Genomic DNA, 19869 nt, shown 5'->3' on the forward strand with positions numbered 1-19869 from the left:
ACCTCGTGGCAAGCGGCCGGCCCGCCCGTACGGTCACGTAGCGAGCGGCCGGCCCGCCCGTAGGGCTCACCTTGTGGCGAGCAGTTCCCGGAGGCGGCCCGCTCGTACGGCGTCGAGCGCGGGGCGCGGGGCCATGAGGATGATGACCCCGATGACGGCCGCGAGGGACACGACTCCGCCGATGATCAGGCTCGACCGCGGTCCGAAGATCTCGGCCAGCCATCCGATCAGCGGCGAGCCGATCGGCGAGCTGCCCGCGAACACGAGCATGTACAGGCCCATGACCCGGCCGCGCATCTCCGCCGGCACGCTGAGCTGCATGACGGCGTTGGCGGCAGTGTTGAAGGTCAGCAGCGCCATGCCCGTGGGGACCAGCAGGACGAGGAAGGACACGTAGTTCGGCATCAGGCCGGACGCGATCTCCAGGACGGCGAAGAGCGTCGCGGCGCCGAAGAGCAGGCGCATCCGCAGGTTCCTGCGGCGGGCGGCCAGCAGCGACCCCGACAGCGCGCCGACGGCCAGCATGGTCGAGGCGAAGCCGAACGAGGAAGCGCCGCTGTGGAACACCTGGCGGCTCATCAGCGCGGTCGTCATCTGGAAGTTCATGCCGAACGCCGCGACGAACAGCACCAGGGTCAGCACCATGACCAGGTCGCGGCGCTGCCGGACGTACTGCAGCCCTTCGCGCAACTGGCCCTTGGCCCGGGGAACCGGCGCCTTGAGGTGGAGCTCATCCTCGCGCATCAGGTAGAGGCCGAGCAGCACGGCGCCGAAGGATCCGGCGTTGACGAGGAAGACCGGAGCGGTGCCGATGGCGGCGATCAGTACGCCGGCGACGGCCGGGCCGAGGATCCGCGCCATGTTGAAGATGGCGCTGTTCAGCGCGATCGCGTTGGACAGGTCGGCGGGGCCCACCATCTCGACGGCGAAGGTCTGCCGGGTCGGATTGTCCACGACGGTGGCCATGCCGAGGCCGAACGCGAGGGCGTAGACGTGCCACACCTGGGCGGTGCCGGTGAGCGCGAGCAGGCCGAGCACCAGGGCCAGCGCGCCCATCACCGCCTGGGTGACCATGAGCACACGCCGCTTGCGGTACCGGTCGGCCAGCACGCCGCCGTACAGCCCGAACAGCAGCAGCGGCAGGAACTGCAGGCCGGTGGTGATGCCGAGCGCCGCGCCGCTGCCGTGGGTCAGGTCGAGGACCAGCCAGTCCTGCGCGACCCGCTGCATCCAGGTGCCGGTGTTGGAGACGACCTGGCCGCCGGCGAACAGCCGGTAGTTGCGGTTGCGCAGCGACCGGAAGAGGCTCAGACCTTGCTGAGGCGCTCCAGGATCGGCGCCGCCTGGCGCAGGATCTCCTGCTCCTCGGGGGTCAGCTCCGCCAGCCGCTGGGCCAGCCACGCCTCCTTGCGGCGCCGCTCCTCCTTCAGGAGCCGCTCGCCCTCCTCCGTCACGTTCAGGATGACCTGACGCCGGTCCGTCGGATGCGGGCTGCGGGTCAGCAGGCCGCGCTCCTCCAGCGCCGCGATCACCCGGGTCATCGAGGGGGGTTGCACCTTCTCGTGCTCCGCCAACTCGCCGGGTGTCAGCGAGGCGTGCCGCGAGACCGCGCCGAGCGCGGCGAGCTGGGTGACGCTCAGCGACCCCGCCTGAGCTCGCATTCGTCGGGACAGCCTGCTTACGGAGACGCGCAGGGCGGCTGCCAGGCCCGCACGGCTTCTGGTCTGTGAAGTTGGCATGTTCTTTAGCATGAGTCATTACTTTTGCTAACGATACGCGCGTGTCTCGCATTCCGCAATCTCGTTAGCAAAGCGTACGACTCTGCCCTCCTCCCGGAGAACGGCACAACGTGCCACCGATCACCGAGCCCTGCCGTCGACGAACCGCCCCGGCGAGCACCTTGCCCCGGAAGGTAACGCACCAGGTCACCGCGTAACAGAGCAGGGTTCGACAAAACCGGCGACACGCCTCGATCTCCCCCGACCGCCCACGTCACCCGGCGGCGTCGGACCTGGCGATCGAAGTGATCAACTGGGCCGGTTACGCTGATTGCCATGAGTCCCGAGCGGCGTCACGTCCCGGAACCGATCAAGACCAACGACGTCCTGACCGCCGCCGCCGGCGCGGCGGCGTTCGCCGTGGCGTTCATCGTGCTCCTGCTCGTCCCGCTGCCCGCCCGCGACCACTGGTGGCGCTGGGTCTGCGTGACCGGCTTCGCGATGGGCGTCTTCGGCTGCTGGTACATCCCGCGCCTCCAGCGGGCCCGTGAAGCCGCCGCCCAGCGCCACGCCCACACGCCCGAAACCTGATCCCCGGTCGTCGCGTCGGCGCGCCACGCACCGCCCGATACCCGTCAAGGGCGGGAACGGCCGCCTGAGATGCCGTTCCCGCCTACGTTGAGTACCTACCCGATCGACCGACGGTATTCCTCCGAGTCGTACGTCAGCGGAAGGCGGCGGCGTTGCGGTGCGCCCAGGCCGCGAAGGGACGGGGCGCGCGGCCGAGGACGCGCTCGACGTCGGGGCTGACGCGCTGCTCCTCGGGAGTCGGCTCGCCGAGGATGGCGAGCGTCGTCTTGGCCACCGGCTCGGGCATGAACCGCACCATCTGCGCGAGGGCCTCGTCGCGGGTCTGCTCGACGAACCGGATCGGCTCGCCGATCGCGGCGCCGATCGCCTCCGCCTGCTCCTGGGGCGTGACGGGAGCGGGGCCGGTCAGCGTGTAGACCCGCCCGGTGTGGCCGTCCTCGCGCAGGACCGCGGCGGCGACCTCGGCGACGTCGTCCGGGTCGACGACCGGCAGGCCGACGCCGGCGAACGGCGCGGCGATGGTCCGCTGCGTGCGGACCGGCTCGGCCCAGGCGTACCTGTTGGAGTCGAGGCCGCCGGGTCGCAGGATCGTCCAATCCAGGCCCGACTCCCGGACGGCGTCCTCGATGGACCGCATCACGGCCCCGTGGGAGGGCGACTCCGGCCGGGTCGCGACGCCCTGGGAGGACAGCAGCACCACCCGCGTGACGCCGCCGGCCTTGGCGGCGTCGAGGATGTCCTGCGGACTGATCAGGTGCGCGCCGGAGCCGCTCTGCAGGAACAGCGCGTCGGCGCCGTCGAAGACAGGACGGAGACCGTCCGGAGCGGTCAGGTCCGCCCGGCGGTGCCGGACGCCCTGCGGCACGTCGGCCTCCGAGATCCCGCGGGACGTCGCCAGCACCTGCTCGCCGGCCTCCGCGAGGACCCGCACGAGGGATCGGCCGACGTTGCCCGTTGCGCCTGTCACCACGATCATTTCGATCTCCTACAAGTTAGTTAGTTGGCTGACTGAAAAAGACGGTAGCACGAGCCCCAGGGTCGCTGTCTATAGTCAGTTGGGTGACTGACTCAACGAAGTCCCGGGCGCGCGGAGCGGACAAGCGCCGCCGCCTGACGGCGGCGGCCGCCGAGGTCCTCCACCGGCAGGGCGTCGAGCGCACCACCATCGCCGACATCGCCGAGACCGCCGACGTGCCCGTCGGGAACGTCTACTACTACTTCAAGACCAAGGACGAGCTCGTCCAGGCCGCCCTGTCCGAACACGAAGGGAACCTGGCCGAGCTCACCACCGAGCTGGACAGGCTGCCCGACCCCCTCGACCGCCTCAAGGCCCTCGTCCACGCCTGGGTCGGCCAACGTGACATCGCCGTCCGCTTCGGCTGCCCCACCGGAACCCTCGCCGTCGAACTGGACAAACGCGCCGACGGCACCCTCGACCAGGAGGCGGGCCGCGTCATCCGCGTGCTGCTGGACTGGGTGGAGCACCAGTTCCGCGCGCTCGGCCGCCCCGACGCCGGCGACCTCGCCGTCACGCTCGTCGCCGGTTACCAGGGCATGTCGCTCCTGGCCAACGCCCTGCGCGACCCCGACCTCATGACCCGCGAAGGGAACCGCCTGATCCGCTGGCTCGACACCCTGGCCGCCGGCGGCGCCGCCTCCTGATCGACGGGACTCCCCGCGCCGCCCGGATCGGCCCGTGAGGAGCAGTGAAGCCGACTCCGGCCGCGACGGCATCTGTTGCAGACGGCCCCACAGGTCGATCAGGCTCGGCGGATCTCCCGGGCCAGGTCCTCCTCGGCGAGGAGGTCCGGAAGGCGTTCCGGCTCGCGCAGGGCCGCCTCGGCGAGGAGGCGGTCGGGCCAGCGGTCGCAGGCCCAGGCCAGGCCCCGCGCCAGGCCGGCCGGGCCGCTCGCGTGCACGGTGCCGTCGGCGTACCACCAGGGGATCTCCTGGCCGTCCACGATGAGCCGCTCGTGGTGGACGTAGGACGCGGGCGCGCCGGGCAGCACCGCGCGCGCCGCCTCCGGCACCGGGCGCTCCTCCCCCGCCGACCCGAGCAGGCCAGGGACCTCCTCGCTCCCCAGCGCCAGCTCCAGGAGGTCCGCGAGGTGCGGCGGCACGAACAGCAGCGGCTGGCCGCGCAGGAGCGGCAGCAGGTCCGGGCGGTCGACGACGATGGCGTCCTCGGCCGGGACGATCTCCGGCTCGCCGTCCACCAGGGCCCGTACGCGGTCCGGCGGCTCGACGTCCAGGTCCTCCGTACGGGCGAGCGCCGCCCACAGCTCGCGCAGCCGCTCGCGGGACAGCGTACGGGCCGGGTCGGCGAGACGGTCGAGGAGCTCGGCCGGGCCGTCCGGCTCGGCGAGCAGCGCCGCCACGGTGGTGCGCACGCCGAGCGCCCTGGCGATCCCCGGGTCCAGGCGCGGCGGGGCCGGGTCGTACAGGTCGGCCAGGTCCTCGCCGAGGCACAGCTCGTCGGGGCGCCGGCCGTCCAGGACGGGATGCCGGCCCAGCCACCACGCGGTGTACGAGGGGGCGTCCACCTGGCGGCCGTCGGCGAGCACGACGCGGGCCGGTCCGACAATGGCGGCCCGCAGATCCGGCTCGGCCAGCAGCCGGAACGCGCCCGCCCAGTCGGCGACGAACTCCAGGTCGCGGACCGCGGTGAACTCCGGAATGACGTACCCGGCGCCGAACCGCTCCGCCCACAGCTCCTCGTCGTCGAGGTGGAACTCCGGCTCGATGACGTCCTCGGCCCGGACCAGCGCGAACGTCCGCAGCACGCCGGCGGCCTCAAGGACCTCCGCGCCGTACCGCTCGACCAGGTCGGCGTCCGCGACCCCGAACGGCGCGTCCTCGGCGATCACCTCGGCCAGCGGCGCGCCCGGCAGCAGGAGTTCCCCGGCGGGGTACGGCTCGCCGTCGTCGCCGGGCAGCGCCAGCTCGGCCAGCCACGGCTCCTCGCCCGGCCGCAGATGGGCGCGGCCGACGAGGGTGAGGACGGCGTGCCAGATCGGCTCGGGGTCCTCCTCGTCGTACGACGCGGTGACCGCCGCGCGCGTCGCCGGGTCGGTGAGCACGGCGCGCGGGCCCGCCTCGACCGCGCCGAGCCGCAGCAGGAGCGGATGCGCGGCCTCCGGGTGGACGACGCGCAGGCCGAGCGCGTCCAGGCCCTCCGGGTCGGTGACGAGGAGCCCGCGCGGCCCGCGTACGGTGCGGCCGTCGGCGAGAGGCACGGGCAGCCCGGCGAGCGCGTCCCGGTCGGCGCCGTCCAGCGCGGCGTACAGCCGCCGCCACCAGGCCGGCTCGCGGTCCAGGCCGGCGAGCGCGTCGGCGACGTCGGCGAGGCTCAGGCGGCGGACGCCGAGCGCGGCGAGGGCCGGGTGGCGGGCCGGCCAGCCGGCGGGCAGCAGACCGGGCAGGACCTCCGACAGCACGGCGGGCAACGCGCCGGGACCGTCGACGACCACGGCGTCCCGCCCTCGAACCCGGATCCGCCCGGCTCCGGGCTCCACGTCGGGTTCGAAACCCGGCTCGCCCCTCAGACCGCCGCCGGGTTCGGCACCTGGCGCGGCCCACGGCCCGCCCGGACCGGCACCCGGCTCGATCCCCGGCTCGCCGCCCGGACCGGCCCAGGGACCGCCGTCCGATCCGGAATCCGGCCCGTCGGCCGGGCCGGCGCCTGGCGCGGTCGGCCGCTCACCGTCCAGGCCGATGCCCGGCTCCACACCCTGGTCCGTAGCCGCGTTCTCGACGACGGGCAGAAGCGGGAGGTCGGGGAGGCGGGTCAGGATCGCGCGGCGGAGCCGGGCGTCCAGCTCGCCCTTGGCGACCGGGCCGGGCACGAGGTCGAGGAGACGCGGGGTCGGCGGCAGCAGCGCGGTGTACGCCTCGGCCGCCCGCTCGACCAGGAAGTCGGTCAGCGGGCCGGGGGCGACGTGCCGCCGGTCGGGGGCCAGCGGGAAGGACGCGATGAGCAGCGCGGGCAGGCCGAGCGGCTCGTCGCTGGGCGTGGGCGCGTGAATGACGGCCGGTACGTCGTCCGGCAGCGGCTCGTCGGTGATCGCCCAGCGCACCTGCCAGTACGGCCGTTCCTCGACCGGGCGGTCCGCCAGCAGCTCCGCCGCGACCGTCCCGTGGGCCTCGGCGGTGCGCCAGGTCGTGCCGTTCACGGTCACCGCGCCGGTCACGGCCCCCTCCGCCGGGGTGTCCCAGGTGGCGCGGAGCGTGTGGACGTCACCGTCGACGTCGATCGTGATCTCGGCGAGGGCCGGCAGGGACAGCAGCAGGGCCGGTCCGGTCTCCGCCAGCAGCCGCCGGACCAGCGCCTCGGCGTCCGCGTCGCGCAACGGCAGCCGTACGAGCGTGTCGTAGCCCTCGGGGACCGGGACGGCGGGAGCGGCGAACGGCAGGCGCAGGACCGGCACGTGACCGCCGCGCCGGTCCAGCTCGGCGGCGAGCGCGGGCACCGGCTCGGCGGCGGCGCGGGTGCGCTCGGCGGACCAGGCGACCGCCGGACCGGCGCCGGAGACGATGGCGGGCTCGTCGCTGACCGCGACCACGGCGGCGAAGCCGACACCGAACCGGCCGACCGCGTGAGCGTCGTCGCGTTTGGCGGAGGCGCGGAGCGTGCTCAGCGCCTCGACCCCGGCGGCGTCCAGCGGCGCGCCGACATTGGCGGCGCTCAGGACGCCGTCCCGCAGGGTGAACCGGATCCGGCCGGGCACCCCGGCCCGGGCGGCGGCGTCGGCGGCGTTCTGCGCCAGCTCGACGATCACCCGGTCCCGGTAGCCGCCGCGCGTGTGGTCCTCTTCGGCGTTGGCGTCCTCACGGAACCGCGCCGGCGACGCGCTCCAGGCGGCCAGCACCCGCTCCCGGATCGCCGTGGTGCCGAACGGATCGTCCATTTTCTGCCTCTCCACGGCTGCTCCGGTGCCGGCCGCCGTCACTTGCGGCCGGTCATCTGCGCCGGTCACCTGCGGCCGGTCGGCTGTGCCCCGTCGCGCTGGGGCAGATCGTTCGCGGCCCGTCACCCGCCCCGGTCGCGCTGCGGCCGGTCGCCTGCGCCGGTCGCGCTGCGGCCGGTGCAGCCGGGCCGGCCACCTGCGCCGGTCGTTCGCGGCCGGCCACCTGCGCCGGTCGTTCGCGGCCGGCCACCTGCGCCGGTCGGCTGTGGCCGGTCGGGCTGGGCCGGTCAGCTGTGGCCGAGGGCCTCCTCCTCGGTGAGCGTGGCCGACGGCACGACGTCGTAGCCCAGCTCGTCGACGATCGGCGGCGCGGCCTCGGTCGCGGGCGGCGTCACGACGGCCTCGGAGTGGGCGCCGCACCCGTGGTCGACGGCGACGACCTTGCCGTCGTCGGGCGCGTACTCGTTGGCGCACACGCCGAACGCCTGCCGCAGCGAGCCCGCGATCGGCAGGAAGAACCCGCAGGTCGCGCACTGCGCGGGGGCGGAACGGGCGATCGGGGTGTCGGGGCCGGCGTCTCCGGCGTGCCAGCGGACCGCGGCCTCCTCGCGGCCCTCGGCGGACAGCACGCGGGCCTTGCCGAGGCCCAGCTCCCAGCCGAGCTCCGCGCCGACCTCCTCCGACGGCGCGAACCCGGGCGCCAGGCGCGGGTCGTCCGGCGGCGTCGGCAGCAGGTCGCCGGGGCCGAGATCGCCGGGGCGCAGCCGGTCGCTCCACGGCACCCACTCGGGGGCGAGCATGGCGTCCTGGCCGGGCAGCAGCACGGCCTCGCTGACGGTGGCGTGTTTGGCCCGGGCGGCGCGGACCACCGAGACGGCCCACCGCCAGCCGCGGTACGCCGGGTCCAGGCAGGCGAAGTAGTGGGTGACGACCCGGTCCCCTTCGGGAACCATCCCGACGTGGTCGCCGACGAACTCCGGCCGAGACGTCTCCCCGGCTGCCGCGCGTGCCAGATCAACGGCCTCGGCGGCGATGGCGTCGATCACGGGGGTACGGCTGCGCCGGTTGGCGGCCGGACTGGTGGAACGCACAGGACTCACATACACGATTGTCGCCCATGGACGGGCATGGGTTTGCCGCGAAGAGGCAGACTGGACGGCATGAGTTTGTGGTCACGTACGGGTGCCGCCGGGCGGGCGGTGCGCGCGGTGGCCCAGAGGATGGGGCGGGCGACGCGCAGGGCCACTCATGCCGGGGGCGCGGGCGGCAGCGGCCTGGGCGCCCTGATCGAGCTGAACGCGCTGAACAGCGCCGGTGACGCCCTGATCGCGGTGGCGCTGGCGGGCACGATGTTCTTCAATCTGGACGTTCAGCAGGCCCGCGGTCAGGTGGCGCTTTACCTGCTGGTGACGATGGCGCCGTTCGCGCTGGTCGCGCCGTTGATCGGCCCCGTCCTCGACCACATGCGCCACGCCCGCCGGATCGCGATCGCGGGCACGATGCTGGCCCGCGGCCTGCTGTGCTGGGGCATGGCCGGGGCGGTGCTGCACAAGGATCCGGTCACGCTGATGCCCGCGGCGTTCGGCGCGCTGGTGCTGTCCAAGGCCTTCGGGGTGTCACGGAACGCCGTCACGCCCCGCGTGCTGCCACCCGGCCTGGCCCTGGTCACCGCGAACGCCCGCGCCTCCTTCACCGGCCTGGTCGCCGCGTCGATCATGGCGCCGCTCGGTGCCGGGCTGGTCGCCGTCGCGAACGCGGGCTGGGCGCTGCGCGCCGCCACGGTCCTCTTCATGGTCGGCGCGATCTCCGCCATGCGGCTGCCGTCGCACGTGGACACGCCCGAGGCCGACGTCGCGCAGGCCCGGAGCGAGGAGGGCGAGGCGACCGGCGGGGCCGAGGAGCGTACGGACGGCCGGGGCCGATGGCGGACCCTCCTGCGGGTCGGGCCGGTGGTCGCCGAGGCGATGCTCGCCAACGCCGCCCTGCGGGCGTTCAGCGGGTTCCTGATCCTGTATCTGGCATTCCTGCTGCGGACCAAGGGCTTCGTCGACGCCGTCTCGCCGAACATCGCGCTCGGCATGCTCGCCGCCGCGGCGGGCGCGGGCGGCCTGGCCGGCACCGGTCTGGGCGCTCTGGTCAAGGCGCGGGCGCCGCGGGCGATCGTGTTCGGCACGCTGCTGGCGGCGACCGTGACCGCGGCGGTGTGCGCGGCGTTCTTCGGGCTGATCGCCGCCCTGGTGGTGGCGTTCGTCGGCGCGCTCGGCCAGTCCCTGGGCAAGCTGGGCCTGGACGCGATCGTGCAGCGCGAGGTCGGCGAGGAGATCCGCTCGTCGACGTTCGCGGTGACCGAGACGGTGCACCAGCTCGTCTGGGTGGTCGGCGGGCTGACCGGCCTGGGCATGTCGATCGTGGCCGCCAACGGCCACATCGCGCTCGCCGTGGTCGCGGGCGCGCTCGCGCTGTCGCTGGTCACGCTGGCGGCTCCGCGCAGGAGCCGCCGCGCCGTACGACGCCGGGAACGCGCCGCGGAGAGCGAGCCCAGCGTCGCCGACACGACCGCCTGACGCGGCGGGTTCACTGCCGCGCCCGCTACGCGGCCGGCTCGTCCCTCACCGACCACGTATCAGCGACCGGCCCCTCTCGGGGGCCGCTCCCAGCCGCTCGCTCGTCGGCTACTGCGGGTCCAGGTCGTCCGCGACCGCGCGCAGCACCTCGCCGATCTTCTTGGCGACCCGGCCCTCGGGGTGCTTGCCCCGCCGGTACGTCGTGGAGACGCCGTCGAGAAGCTTGATGAGGTCCTCGACGATCGGCACCATCTCGTCGGGCTTCTTGCGCTTGCCCTTGACCACCGACGGCGGGTTGTCGAGCGCGCGGACGCTCAGCGCCTGCTGCCCCTTGCGGCCCTCGACGACCCCGAACTCCACGCGCTGCCCGGGTTTGAGCGAGGTCACGCCGCCGGGCAGCGCGGAGGAATGAACGAACACCTCACCGCCGTCATCGCGGGTGAGGAAGCCGAATCCCTTGTCGGCGTCGTACCACTTGACCTTGCCAGTGGGCACAGGGGACCTCGTTGCTAGCTCTTGTCCGGGCGAGTCACATCAAGGCTATTGCCTCGACGGGGAACCAGGATTGATCAGTTCGTTCAAAGTGTCCGGGAAACCCCGCAAATCGGGCAACACGATATCGGCTCCGTAGGCTCGGAGCGCCTCCGAATCGTACGGCCCGGTGGCGATCGCGACGCTGCGGGCGCCCGCCGCCCGCGCCGCGTCGATGTCGGCGACGTGGTCCCCGGCGTACGCCGTGGCGCCGAACCTCCTCAGCGCCTCGCCCTTGCCTGCGGCGTAGAAGCCGCCGGCCACCTCATCGACCTGCAGGTCGAGGAATCGGACGGTGGCCTCGGCGTCGTGCTGGTTCTTGGCGGTGACGACGATGACGCGCCCGCCCCGGTCCCGTACGGCGTCGACGGCCGCGCCCGCGCCGGGCATCGGCAACGTACGGGGCACCGCGATCTCTTCGTAGACGGCGCGGTATCGGGAGGCCATCTCCGGAACGTGCTCGGGCGGGAACCAGTGGGCCAGCTCGAGCTCCAGCGGCGGGCCGAGCCGCGAGACGACGGCGGCGATGTCGATGAACACCCCCGTCTCCGCCGCCAGCCGGTCGTAGACCGCGGCGATGGCATCCCGGGTATCGGCGAGTGTCAGGTCCAGGTCGAATCCCACAGCGAGCACGCGCCATAGGGTACGTACCATGCGCAGACACGCGTGCCCGCGCCCTCCCGGTAGTGGCGATGCGACGGGATCCGAGTGGGAGGGCGCGGAGTCTGCGCGAAATCTGGATCTATTGATTTGGTCACCGGTCGAGCCCGCATTAATTACAAGCCCGTAACTGCGGTTACGTGTTGCGGATATACCCAGTGACCACGCTCCGAACCGCACAGACGTCGATCCGCTCCCGAGAGTAAGAAAAGAAAATGGCGAGATGGCGTAGTAAGTCTGGAAATGTCGTCGAGGATTCCGGCCAGGACACCGCCGAGCGGACCGTTCCGCACTCCGGACGGCACCGGCCCGACGGCGAGCGGCTCCGGAACGGCCTGGGCAGGGCCACGGGCGTCCTGGCGACCCTGGTCGCGGTCGCGGCGACGGTCATCGCCGTCGTCCTGGCCCTGCACATCGCCTTCGTGGTGTTCTCGGCCAACCAGGCGAATCCCATCGTGCGCACGGTGAACGACTGGTCACGCGGACTCGCCTGGGAGTTCCGGGACCTGTTCACGCCCAAGGACAGGCGGGTGGCGGTGCTCGTCGACTACGGGATCGCCGCCGTCGTGTACCTCATCGCCGGAAGGGTCGGCGCCGGGCTGATCCGGCGGATTCGCTGAACCCGCGCCCGTAACCGCCGGCGCGGTGCCACATACGGCCGTTCCGTCGGACATCGGCCGACCGCTCGATGGCCTACGCTCTTTCTCGGAGGAGCTACCGAAAATGCAAAGATCGACCCGAGAACGGATCGTCGCCGAGGCGCTCCGGCTCTTCGCGGAGCGCGGATACGCCGCGACGTCCGTCGCGGAGATCGAGGCCGCGGCGGGCCTGTCCCCCGGGGCCGGCGGGCTCTACCGCCACTTCCGCTCCAAGGAAGAGGTCCTGGGCGCCGCCGTGCGCGAGCACATCGCCCGTACGGCCGAGCAGATCGCCAAGACCTTCGAGCAGTCGGCCGCGATCCGCGAGCAGCCTCTGGCGGACCGGCTGCGCCTCGCGGCCGCCGCGGGCCTGCGCAAGATGCGGGAGGAGGCCGATCTCATCCGGGTCCTGTTCCGTGATCTCGACAAGTTCCCCGGCCTCGTGACCGAGATGCGTGAGGGCATCGCCAACCCCCTGTACGACCTGTTCGCCAAGTGGCTGTCCGGCCAGCCGGAGATGGCCGGGATCGACGAGGACTGGGACGCCGTCGCCCTCGCGCTCGGCGGGTCGATCGTCAACTACTGGCTGGCCCAGGACGCCCTGTACGAACCGCCGAACCGGATCGACGAGGAGCGTTTCGTGGCCGGCTGGACCCGCCTCGCCATGGGCCTCGTCGGCACCACGGCGGAGGCGGTCCAGTAACCCCGGGCCGGCGGGTCGACCGGCTCAGCGGTTCAACCGGCCCAGCCGGCCGGCGGACCGACCGGCCCAGCCGGTCCAGTGGACCGGCCGGACCAGCGGTTCGGTCGGCTCAGTGGTTCGGTCGGCTCAGCGGACCAGGCGGCCCAGCAGCGCCGACGCGGCGGCGATCCCCGCGATCGCGGCGACCACGAGCACGCCGATGTCGAGGAGCAGGTGCCCCGGCGTGCCGATGAGCAGGTTGCGCAGCGCGTCGACCTCGTAGCTCAGCGGGTTGATGTGGCTGATCGCCTGGAGCCACCCCGGCATCAGGTCGACCGGGTACAGCGCGTTCGAGCCGAAGAACAGCGGCATGGTGATCGCCTGACCGATGCCCATCAGCCGGTCGCGGGACATGGCCAGCCCGGCGATGGTCATGGACAGGCAGGAGAAGAACGCCGTGCCGAGCATGACGACCACGACCACCCCGAGCCACCGCAGCGGGTTGACCGTCAGGGCCACGCCGAGCAGCGCGGACAGCACGAGGATCGCGACGGCCTGCGCCAGCGAGCGCACCCCCGCGGCGAACGCCTTGCCGGTGACCAGCGCGGCCCGCGGAGTGGGCGTCACGAGCAGCTTGGCCAGCACGCCCGCGTCCCGCTCCCAGATGATCTGGATGCCGTAGAAGATCGCGATGAACAGCGCGGACTGGGCGAGGATCCCCGGTGCGAGGTAGTCCAGGTAGGGAACCTTCCCGGTCGGTATGGCCTTGATCCGGGAGAACGTCTCCCCGAAGATCAGCAACCACAGCGCGGGCTGGATCGCGCGGGTGTACAGCTCTGTCCGGTCGTGCCGCATCTTCTGCAGCTCGACGATGCACATCGCGGCGACCCGGGCGAGCAGCAGCCGCCAGGGGGCGCGAGGGTGCGCCGGCTCAGCCGAGCCGGCCCGCGGTGCGCCGAGTTCGGCGGGCGTCGCGGAAGCCGTCCCCCGGCTCGTCGAGCCGGTCTCCGGTGTAGGCACGGAACACCTCCTCCAGGGTGGCGCCCGGTTCGAGCCCGGACTTGAGTTCGGACGGGGAGCCGAGCGCCTGCACCCGGCCCCGGTGCATCAGGGCGATCCGGCCGCAGTGCTGGTCGGCCTCGTCCATGTAGTGGGTGGTGACCAGGACGGTCATGCCGGTCGCGCGCCGTACCTCCTGGATCCGCTCCCAGACGCCGTCGCGCGCGACCGGATCCAGGCCGATCGTCGGCTCGTCCAGGATCAGCAGGCGCGGCGCGCTGACGAGGGCCTGGGCCAGCTCGAGTCGCCGGATCATCCCGCCGGAGTACGTCTGGGCGCGCCGTTCGGCGGCGTCGGCGAGCCCGACGGCGGCCAGGACCTCCTCGACGCGTTCCTTGCGCTCCCGGCGCGGCACGTCGAACAGCCGGGCGAACAGCTCGACGTTCTCCCGCCCGGTCAGCGCGGCGTCCGCGGACAGTTGCTGGGGCAGGTAGCCGATCGCCCGGCGTACGGCCATCCGGTGCCGTGCGACGTCGAGCCCGAACACCTCCACCATGCCGGGCTGGGCCGGCAGCAGCGTGGTGATCAGCCGGATCGTCGTGGTCTTGCCGGCTCCGTTCGGCCCCAGCAGGCCGAAGATCTCTCCTTCTGCCACGTCGAGGTCGACCCCGTCGACCGCGACCTTGTCGCCGAACGCGTGCCGCAGCCCCCGACATACGACCGCATGTCGATCGGCCGGTCCGCTCTCGCCGTTCATGCCTCACCCCCGTTGTCGGAAGATGGGTGTTCCTGTGCGCCGTCCGGGCCATCGTTCGCGGCACCGCCCCCGACACCGCCCGCCTCGCCGTTCGGGACGGCGCGCGGGGCGCCGTCCGTGGGCTCGGCCAGGCGGCCGAGCAGCCGGCGCAGGGCGGGCAGCGCCGCGGTGATCGTCTCCCGGTCCTCCTCGGACAGCTCCTCGAGCCGGGCTCCGACGAGGCGCGCCCGCCGGTCGCGCCAGTCCGCGATGCGACGGCGCGCCGCGTCGGTGACCTCCAGCCGGGCGGTCCGGCGGTCGTCCGGGTCCGTCTCCCGGCGCAACATCCCGGCCCGTACGAGCTGGTTCACCAGGGTGCTGACCGAGTTGTCGGCGAGCCGGAGTTCGCGCGCGGCCGCCGCCACGCTCATCCCGGGGTTGCGGTCGACGACCACCATGAGCTCGACCTGCGCCGGACGCAGGTCGGGCGGTGGCGACGCGTCGCGCAGCCTGCGCCGTACGAGGCGGCGCATCGCCATGGTCACGTCCATGAGGTCGCCGCCCAGCCGGACGCCATCACTACCCATAAATCCGGATATTACCTCCTTAGCAGAGGTAATCAACTCGGCTGGGGTTCCCGGGACACGCGTGACCGGTGAGGATGTGGCGACGAGGGAAGTGACCTCCGCCCATCGGGTTACTCGTCACGGATGGTAAAGCGGACGCTCCATAGAGTGGTCGGCCATCAGGCGTGGCCGACGCGGACCCCAGGCCCGGACCCCCCGCCCTGCCTCCGGCCCGCCCCGACATTCGGATCGGAGCGCCATGTCCGTACGAAAGGAACAGCAGTGATCGCCACGGTGCGGGGGTTCGTGGCTCTGGGCCGTCCCGCCAAGATCCTGCTGGTCAACGAGATCGGGGAGATGGCCGGGCTCCTCATGATCGCGCCGTACCTCGCCGACCACCTCACGCACCACATCGGGCTGGCGGTCTGGCTCGTCGGCCTCGTCCTCGGGCTCCGCCACTTCAGTGAGGGCCTGTTCGCCATGACCGGGACCCTGGCCGACCGCATCGGCTACAAGCCGGTCCTGGTGGTCGGATGCGGGCTGGAGGCGATCGCCTGCGCGCTGTTCGGCCTGTCCGCGGCGGTGCCGTGGCTGATCGGGGCGTCGATCTTCAGCGGGCTCGCCCGCGCGCTGTTCGTCCCCTCCCGGCGCGCCTACCTCGCCCAGGTCGAAAGCGAGCGGAAGGCCGAGGCGTTCGCCCTGGCGGGCGTCTGCCGCCGGATCGGCGTGCTGGTCGGCCCGATCGCCGGCATCCCGATGATGCACGCGGGGTTCGAGGCGATGTGCCTCACGTCCGCGGCGATCTTCGCCGTCCTCACGCTGGTGCAGTGGCGGCTGCTGCCGTCCTGCCCCGGCACCCACCAGGGCTCGGATCGCCCATTCTGGTCCGAGTGGAAGGACGCTCTCAGCGACCGCGTCTTCGTCGCCTTCGCCCTCACGATGTTCGCGTCGTACTCGCTCGTCCACCAGCTCACGTTCGGGCTCCCGATCGAGGTACGCCACGTGTCCGGTGGGCGGGCCGGCATCACCGCGCTGTTCGTCGTGTCGGCGATCCTCGGCCTCGCCGGGCAGGTCCGGCTCACGCTGTGGTGCGAGCGGCGCTGGACGCCCGGTCAGGCCATGGTGCGCGGCCTCGTCATCATGGGCGTCGCGTTCGTCCCGCTGATGCTGCCGCCCGCGCACGGCGGGACGCTCGTCCGGCTGTTCCCGATCATGCTGTGCGCGGCGATCCTGACCATCGGCACGATGATGGTCTTCCCGTTCGAGATGTCCACCATCGCCGACCTCGCCGGTGACCGCGGCGTCGGGACGTACTACAGCGTCAACAACCTGCTGTCCGGGGTCGGCTCCGTCTTCGGCAACCTGCTCAGCGCCGCCGCGATCGGTCTGTCCCACACCCTCGACATGGCGGGCCTGCCGTGGCTCGTGCTGTTGCTGCTCGCGCTGGCGTCCGCCACCGCGCTGACCTTCGTGAACAGGGGAGACCGGCTCTCCGCCGGCCGCCTGGCCGGCGCCGAGGTCGGCGCGACCCCCTGACGACAGGTCGATTCGATCCCGCGCTCGGGACCATCAGGTCGTCATCCGCGAATACCGTTGTGGTCGTGAGCACGGACACCTACGCCGACTGGCTCAGGGCGCGCGACGACGAGGATCTGCGCGCCCTGTTCGCGGCCCGTCCCGAGCTGATCACGCCCGTGCCCGCGGACATGGGAGCGCTGGCGGCCCGGGCCTCCGCGGCATCCGCCGTGTCGCGGGCGCTCGACCGCCTGGACCGGCTCGCCCTCGACCTCTTCGAGGCGTTCCTGGTCCTGCCCTCGCCCGTCGCGTACGGCGACCTCCTGGCCGCCGTCTCCGCCGGGCCGTCCGACGCCGCCCGGGTCCGGGAGACCGTCGATCGGCTGCGCGTCCTCGCCCTGGTGTGGGGCGAGGACGACGCGCTGCGGGTGGTGCCCGGTGGGCGGCAGGTCATCCCGCACCCGGCCGGTCTGGGGCCGCCGCTCCGGGAGGCCTTCGCGGCCTACCCGTCCGACCGGCTGGCCGAGCTGCTCGGCGACCTCGGCCTGGAGTCGGTGGACGAGCTCCCCGGCCGGGTCGGCGCGCTGATCGAGGACGCCGGCCCGGAGGCCGGGGCCGCCCTCGACCGGCTCACGTGGGGACCGCCGGTCGGCCGGGTCGAGGGCGCCCGCCGGCCCGTCACCCTCGCCACGGCCGCCTCCCCCATCGAACGCCTCCTCGCGCGCGGCCTGCTCGCCGCGACCGACGACCGCACGGTGACACTGCCCCGCGAGGTCGGCCTGCACCTGCGGAGCGGCCGCGTGTTCACCGAGCTGCGGACGGCGCCGCCGCGGCTCGGCGGCACCGCGCGCGCCGCCCGGCTGGTCGACCGGACCGCCGGCGGCCAGGCGTTCACCTTCGTGCGCACCGTCGAGGAGCTGCTCGAACGCTGGGGCGTCGACCCGCCCGGCGTGCTGCGCGGCGGCGGTCTCGGCATCCGCGACCTGCGCGCGACGGCCACCGGGCTGGACGTGCCCGAGTGGACGGCCGCGCTGCTGATCGAGGTCGCGTACGCCGCCGGGCTGCTCGGCCGCGACGGCGACCACGACGGGCCCGCGGGCGCGTGGTGGCTGCCGACCCAGGCGTACGACCTGTGGCGGCTGCGCGACGTCGAACGCCGGTGGAGCGACCTGGCCGCCGCCTGGCTGCTGACCGACCGCGCGCCCGGCCTCGCGGGCGAGCGCGACGACCGCGACCGGCTGATCAACGCGCTGTCCGACGAGGCCGTACGGGTGAGCGCGCCCCAGGTGCGCCGGTCGGTGCTGGGCGCCCTGTCCGATGCCGAGCCGGGCACGGCGCCGAACGCCGGGGAGGTCTTCGCCTACCTCACCTGGCAGCAGCCCCGGCGCGGCGGAACGCTGCGCGAGCGCCTCGTCGGCTGGACGCTGCGCGAGGCGGAGACGCTCGGCGTCACCGGGCTCGGCGCGCTGTCCGGCCACGCCCGTGCCCTCCTGGCGGGCGCCGACGCGGGCAAGGTGCTGGCCAAGGTGCTGCCCGAGCCGGTCGACCACGTGCTGATCCAGGCCGACCTGACGGCGGTCGCCCCCGGCCCGCTCGTCAGCGACCTGGCCCGCGAGCTGGCGCTGGCCGCCGACGTCGAGTCGACCGGCGGCGCCACCGTCTACCGCTTCACGCCCACGTCCGTACGCCGGTCCCTCGACGCGGGCCGTGGCGCGGCGGAGCTGATCGACCTGCTGAAACGGCATTCGGCGACCGACGTGCCGCAGCCGCTGACGTACCTCATCGAGGACGTCGCCCGGCGGCACGGCCGGCTGCGGGTCGGCGTCGCCTCGGCGTACGTCCGCTGCGACGACCCGGCCGTGCTCGACGAGATCCTCGCGGACCGGCGGTCGGAACAGCTCCGGCTGCACCGCCTCGCGCCGACCGTCCTGGCCTCGCGCGCCTCCCGGGGCGAGCTGCTGGAGTCGCTGCGCACGCTGGGGTACGCGCCGGTGGCCGAGTCGCCGGAGGGCTCGGTCGTGATCACTCGTCTCGACGCGCGGCGCGCCGAGACGACCCACGGCACGTACGAGCCGGCGCACCACTCCCAGATCAGCGTCGCGGGCCCGGACCAGTCGGTCGTGACGGCCGCCGTACGCGCGCTCCAGGCGGGCGAGCGCGCCTCCCGGACCACCGCCCCGGCCGGCGCGCCGCCGCGCTCCCCCGCCATGGCGATGGTCAAGCAGCTACGGCAGGCCGCGGACCGGGGCGCACGCGTGTGGATCGGCTACCTCGACCAGCAGGGCCAGGCATCCAGCCGCATCATCGAGCCGGCCCGGGTGGAGGGCGGGTTCCTCACCGCGTACGACGCGACACGGGCCGCCGTCCAGCGGTTCGCGCTACACCGCATCACCGGCGTCGCGGAGGTCGACGGGTCGTCCTGAGCGGGTCGGTCACCCGGGTCGGTCACTCCGAGCGTTTGCCGAAGTCGGCGCTGCACCAGTGTTCCGGGCGGACCCGGAAGAGCGCGAGACCCTCGTCGCTGGTGCTCCGCAGGTAGCGGTCGCCGAGCTCCTGTCCCAGGTAACGGTGGGCCAGTTCGGCGCGCTCGGTCTCGCCGGCCGGCTCGTCGACGGCCGTGACCGGTCCCTCGACGGTGACGTACCGGTAGGGCGGGTCGTCGTTGTGCACGCAGAGCGAGACCCGGCCGGCCTCCCGGATCGACTCGGCCTTGCGGCTGTGCGCGCCGGTGATGAAGTACAGCTCGCCGCCGGGCCGGTAGGTGTACCACAGGGGCATCGTGACCGGCCCGCGGTCGCCGCCGTCGTCGGCGACGCTCAGCACGCCGATCCGCACGCCCGCCAGGAACGCCTCGCGCTCCTCGACGCTCATCACCTGGCTCACGCGGGGATCCTTGCCGCGCCGCGCCCATCGCCAACGCCCGCGGCGGCAAAGATTCGGCGCGGGTTCCCGGGCGTGTCCGGTGGGTCTTCGTCCGCCGCCCGGCCTCCTAGCCGCCCGCGTACCGGCCCGGGGTGACGCCGAAGGCGTGCCGGAACACCTCGATGAACGCGCTGGGGCTGCGGAAGCCGCTGGCGGTGGCGACCTCGGTGACCGAGGCGCCGGTGGCCAGCAGGGTGAGGGAGTGGTGCAGCCGTAGCTGGGCGCGCCACTGCGGGAAGGTCATCCCGGTCTGTTCCCGGAAGAGGCGGCTGAGCGTGCGTTCGGACGCCCCGACGGCCCGGCCCAGCTCCGCCAGCGTGCGCCGGTCCGCGGGGTCGTCGGTGAGGATGCCGGTGAGGTCGCGCAGCCGCGGATCGGCCGGGGAGGGCAGGCGCAGGGCGAGCGACTCGACCCGGCAGAGCTGGTCCAGGGCGACCGCCTGGAGGTTGCGCCGCTGCGGGTCGGTCAGTCCGGCGTCGTCGGTCAGCGCGACGATCACCTCGCGCATCAGCGGGGTGACGGCCAGGACCGTGGGCTCGTCGAGCCGGAGCGGATTGACCTCGGGCTCGAACAGCAGGGTGCGCATCTCGGTGGGGCCGTGCGCGCGGTGGGAGTGCGCCACCGTGGCGGGGATCCACACGGCGCGGTGCGGCGGGACGACCCAGGTGCCCGCGCCGGTCGAGACCTCCAGCACCCCCCGGCTGGGATAGATCAACTGGTGCCGCGAGTGGTCGTGCCAGTCGATCCGGGAGCTGTGCGGCAGAGACTTCCGGGTCGAGCCCTCGAGCTCGAGGCGGGAAACCGACATCGATCGGCAGAATAGCGGAAGCCCGCCGAGGC

19 protein-coding genes are annotated in these 19869 nt (G+C 73.4%); 7 read left to right on the forward strand and 12 right to left on the reverse strand.

Features of this window, described 5'->3' with window-relative positions; genetic code table 11:
* Nucleotides 1-66 precede the first annotated feature (66 nt).
* Both ABD978_RS18200 and ABD978_RS18205 read right to left on the reverse strand, forming a co-directional pair.
* Nucleotides 67-1311 (reverse strand): MFS transporter, encoded by a 1245-nt coding sequence (locus ABD978_RS18200; protein ID WP_345355938.1) that lies wholly within the window; start codon nucleotides 1309-1311, stop codon nucleotides 67-69.
* Nucleotides 1308-1739: a MarR family winged helix-turn-helix transcriptional regulator gene (locus ABD978_RS18205; RefSeq protein WP_345355208.1), complete on the reverse strand. Its 432-nt coding sequence runs from the start codon at nucleotides 1737-1739 to the stop codon at nucleotides 1308-1310. The genes ABD978_RS18200 and ABD978_RS18205 overlap by 4 nt, the downstream gene beginning before the upstream one ends.
* Before the next feature lie 315 nt (nucleotides 1740-2054).
* On the opposite strand from ABD978_RS18205, the gene ABD978_RS18210 reads away from it, so the two are divergent.
* The gene (locus ABD978_RS18210; protein ID WP_345355211.1) at nucleotides 2055-2309 is read left to right on the forward strand and encodes a DUF2530 domain-containing protein; all 255 of its coding nucleotides are present in this window, start codon (nucleotides 2055-2057) and stop codon (nucleotides 2307-2309) included.
* A 133-nt stretch (nucleotides 2310-2442) separates the two neighbouring features.
* On the opposite strand, the gene ABD978_RS18215 is transcribed toward ABD978_RS18210, so the two are convergent.
* A complete protein-coding gene (locus ABD978_RS18215; protein WP_345355214.1) occupies nucleotides 2443-3285 on the reverse strand; it encodes an NAD(P)H-binding protein in 843 nt (280 codons plus the stop codon).
* Nucleotides 3286-3368: 83 nt separating this feature from the next.
* Here ABD978_RS18215 and ABD978_RS18220 point away from each other — a divergent pair, with 83 nt between their 5' ends.
* Nucleotides 3369-3971, forward strand: coding sequence for a TetR/AcrR family transcriptional regulator (locus ABD978_RS18220; protein ID WP_345355217.1), 603 nt, complete (start codon nucleotides 3369-3371; stop codon nucleotides 3969-3971).
* 98 nt (nucleotides 3972-4069) lie between these two features.
* Here ABD978_RS18220 and ABD978_RS18225 read toward each other — a convergent pair whose 3' ends face one another.
* Together ABD978_RS18225 and ABD978_RS18230 are read right to left on the reverse strand one after the other, a co-directional pair.
* Entirely contained in the window at nucleotides 4070-7216 is a 3147-nt protein-coding gene (locus tag ABD978_RS18225) for a sacsin N-terminal ATP-binding-like domain-containing protein (RefSeq protein ID WP_345355220.1), read from the reverse strand.
* Nucleotides 7217-7503: 287 nt separating this feature from the next.
* On the reverse strand, nucleotides 7504-8316 hold the full coding sequence (locus tag ABD978_RS18230; protein WP_425550725.1) for a DUF3027 domain-containing protein: 813 nt from the start codon (nucleotides 8314-8316) through the stop codon (nucleotides 7504-7506).
* A 60-nt stretch (nucleotides 8317-8376) separates the two neighbouring features.
* Here ABD978_RS18230 and ABD978_RS18235 point away from each other — a divergent pair, with 60 nt between their 5' ends.
* The gene (locus tag ABD978_RS18235; RefSeq protein WP_345355223.1) at nucleotides 8377-9780 is read left to right on the forward strand and encodes an MFS transporter; all 1404 of its coding nucleotides are present in this window, start codon (nucleotides 8377-8379) and stop codon (nucleotides 9778-9780) included.
* Between the two features lie 108 nt (nucleotides 9781-9888).
* Here the strand turns inward: ABD978_RS18235 and ABD978_RS18240 are convergent, their stop codons facing one another.
* Nucleotides 9889-10275, reverse strand: a complete 387-nt coding sequence (locus ABD978_RS18240) for a cold-shock protein (RefSeq protein WP_345355226.1) — start codon at nucleotides 10273-10275, stop codon at nucleotides 9889-9891.
* A gap of 45 nt (nucleotides 10276-10320) precedes the next feature.
* Nucleotides 10321-10944, reverse strand: a complete 624-nt coding sequence (locus tag ABD978_RS18245) for an HAD family hydrolase (RefSeq protein ID WP_345355229.1) — start codon at nucleotides 10942-10944, stop codon at nucleotides 10321-10323.
* Nucleotides 10945-11186: 242 nt separating this feature from the next.
* Between ABD978_RS18245 and ABD978_RS18250 the strand changes: the two genes are divergently transcribed.
* The gene (locus ABD978_RS18250) at nucleotides 11187-11591 is read left to right on the forward strand and encodes a hypothetical protein (protein WP_345355232.1); all 405 of its coding nucleotides are present in this window, start codon (nucleotides 11187-11189) and stop codon (nucleotides 11589-11591) included.
* 103 nt (nucleotides 11592-11694) lie between these two features.
* On the forward strand, nucleotides 11695-12312 hold the full coding sequence (locus tag ABD978_RS18255) for a TetR/AcrR family transcriptional regulator (RefSeq protein WP_345355235.1): 618 nt from the start codon (nucleotides 11695-11697) through the stop codon (nucleotides 12310-12312).
* Between the two features lie 126 nt (nucleotides 12313-12438).
* Here the strand turns inward: ABD978_RS18255 and ABD978_RS18260 are convergent, their stop codons facing one another.
* Genes ABD978_RS18260 through ABD978_RS18270 form a run of 3 tightly spaced genes read right to left on the reverse strand, consistent with a single transcriptional unit; the run spans nucleotide 12439 to nucleotide 14613 of the window.
* A complete protein-coding gene (locus ABD978_RS18260; RefSeq protein ID WP_345355238.1) occupies nucleotides 12439-13311 on the reverse strand; it encodes an ABC transporter permease in 873 nt (290 codons plus the stop codon).
* Nucleotides 13223-14047 (reverse strand): ABC transporter ATP-binding protein, encoded by an 825-nt coding sequence (locus ABD978_RS18265; protein WP_345355241.1) that lies wholly within the window; start codon nucleotides 14045-14047, stop codon nucleotides 13223-13225. The genes ABD978_RS18260 and ABD978_RS18265 overlap by 89 nt, the downstream gene beginning before the upstream one ends.
* Nucleotides 14044-14613 carry a MarR family winged helix-turn-helix transcriptional regulator gene (locus ABD978_RS18270; RefSeq protein WP_345355244.1) on the reverse strand — a complete coding sequence of 190 codons (570 nt, stop codon included), beginning with the start codon at nucleotides 14611-14613 and terminating at the stop codon, nucleotides 14044-14046. Before ABD978_RS18270 ends, ABD978_RS18265 begins: the two co-directional genes overlap by 4 nt.
* A gap of 261 nt (nucleotides 14614-14874) precedes the next feature.
* Here ABD978_RS18270 and ABD978_RS18275 point away from each other — a divergent pair, with 261 nt between their 5' ends.
* Both ABD978_RS18275 and ABD978_RS18280 read left to right on the forward strand, forming a co-directional pair.
* Nucleotides 14875-16128: an MFS transporter gene (locus tag ABD978_RS18275; RefSeq protein ID WP_345355247.1), complete on the forward strand. Its 1254-nt coding sequence runs from the start codon at nucleotides 14875-14877 to the stop codon at nucleotides 16126-16128.
* A gap of 65 nt (nucleotides 16129-16193) precedes the next feature.
* Complete coding sequence (locus ABD978_RS18280) at nucleotides 16194-18530, forward strand: helicase-associated domain-containing protein (protein ID WP_345355250.1); 2337 nt, start codon at nucleotides 16194-16196, stop codon at nucleotides 18528-18530.
* 22 nt (nucleotides 18531-18552) lie between these two features.
* On the opposite strand, the gene ABD978_RS18285 is transcribed toward ABD978_RS18280, so the two are convergent.
* Nucleotides 18553-18990 carry a pyridoxamine 5'-phosphate oxidase family protein gene (locus ABD978_RS18285; RefSeq protein ID WP_345355253.1) on the reverse strand — a complete coding sequence of 146 codons (438 nt, stop codon included), beginning with the start codon at nucleotides 18988-18990 and terminating at the stop codon, nucleotides 18553-18555.
* Between the two features lie 106 nt (nucleotides 18991-19096).
* A complete protein-coding gene (locus ABD978_RS18290) occupies nucleotides 19097-19837 on the reverse strand; it encodes an AraC family transcriptional regulator (RefSeq protein ID WP_345355256.1) in 741 nt (246 codons plus the stop codon).
* Between the last annotated feature and the right edge of the window lie 32 nt (nucleotides 19838-19869).

Origin of the sequence: Actinoallomurus liliacearum (assembly GCF_039542035.1) — a bacterium.
In the GTDB taxonomy this organism is placed as follows: domain Bacteria; phylum Actinomycetota; class Actinomycetes; order Streptosporangiales; family Streptosporangiaceae; genus Actinoallomurus; species Actinoallomurus liliacearum.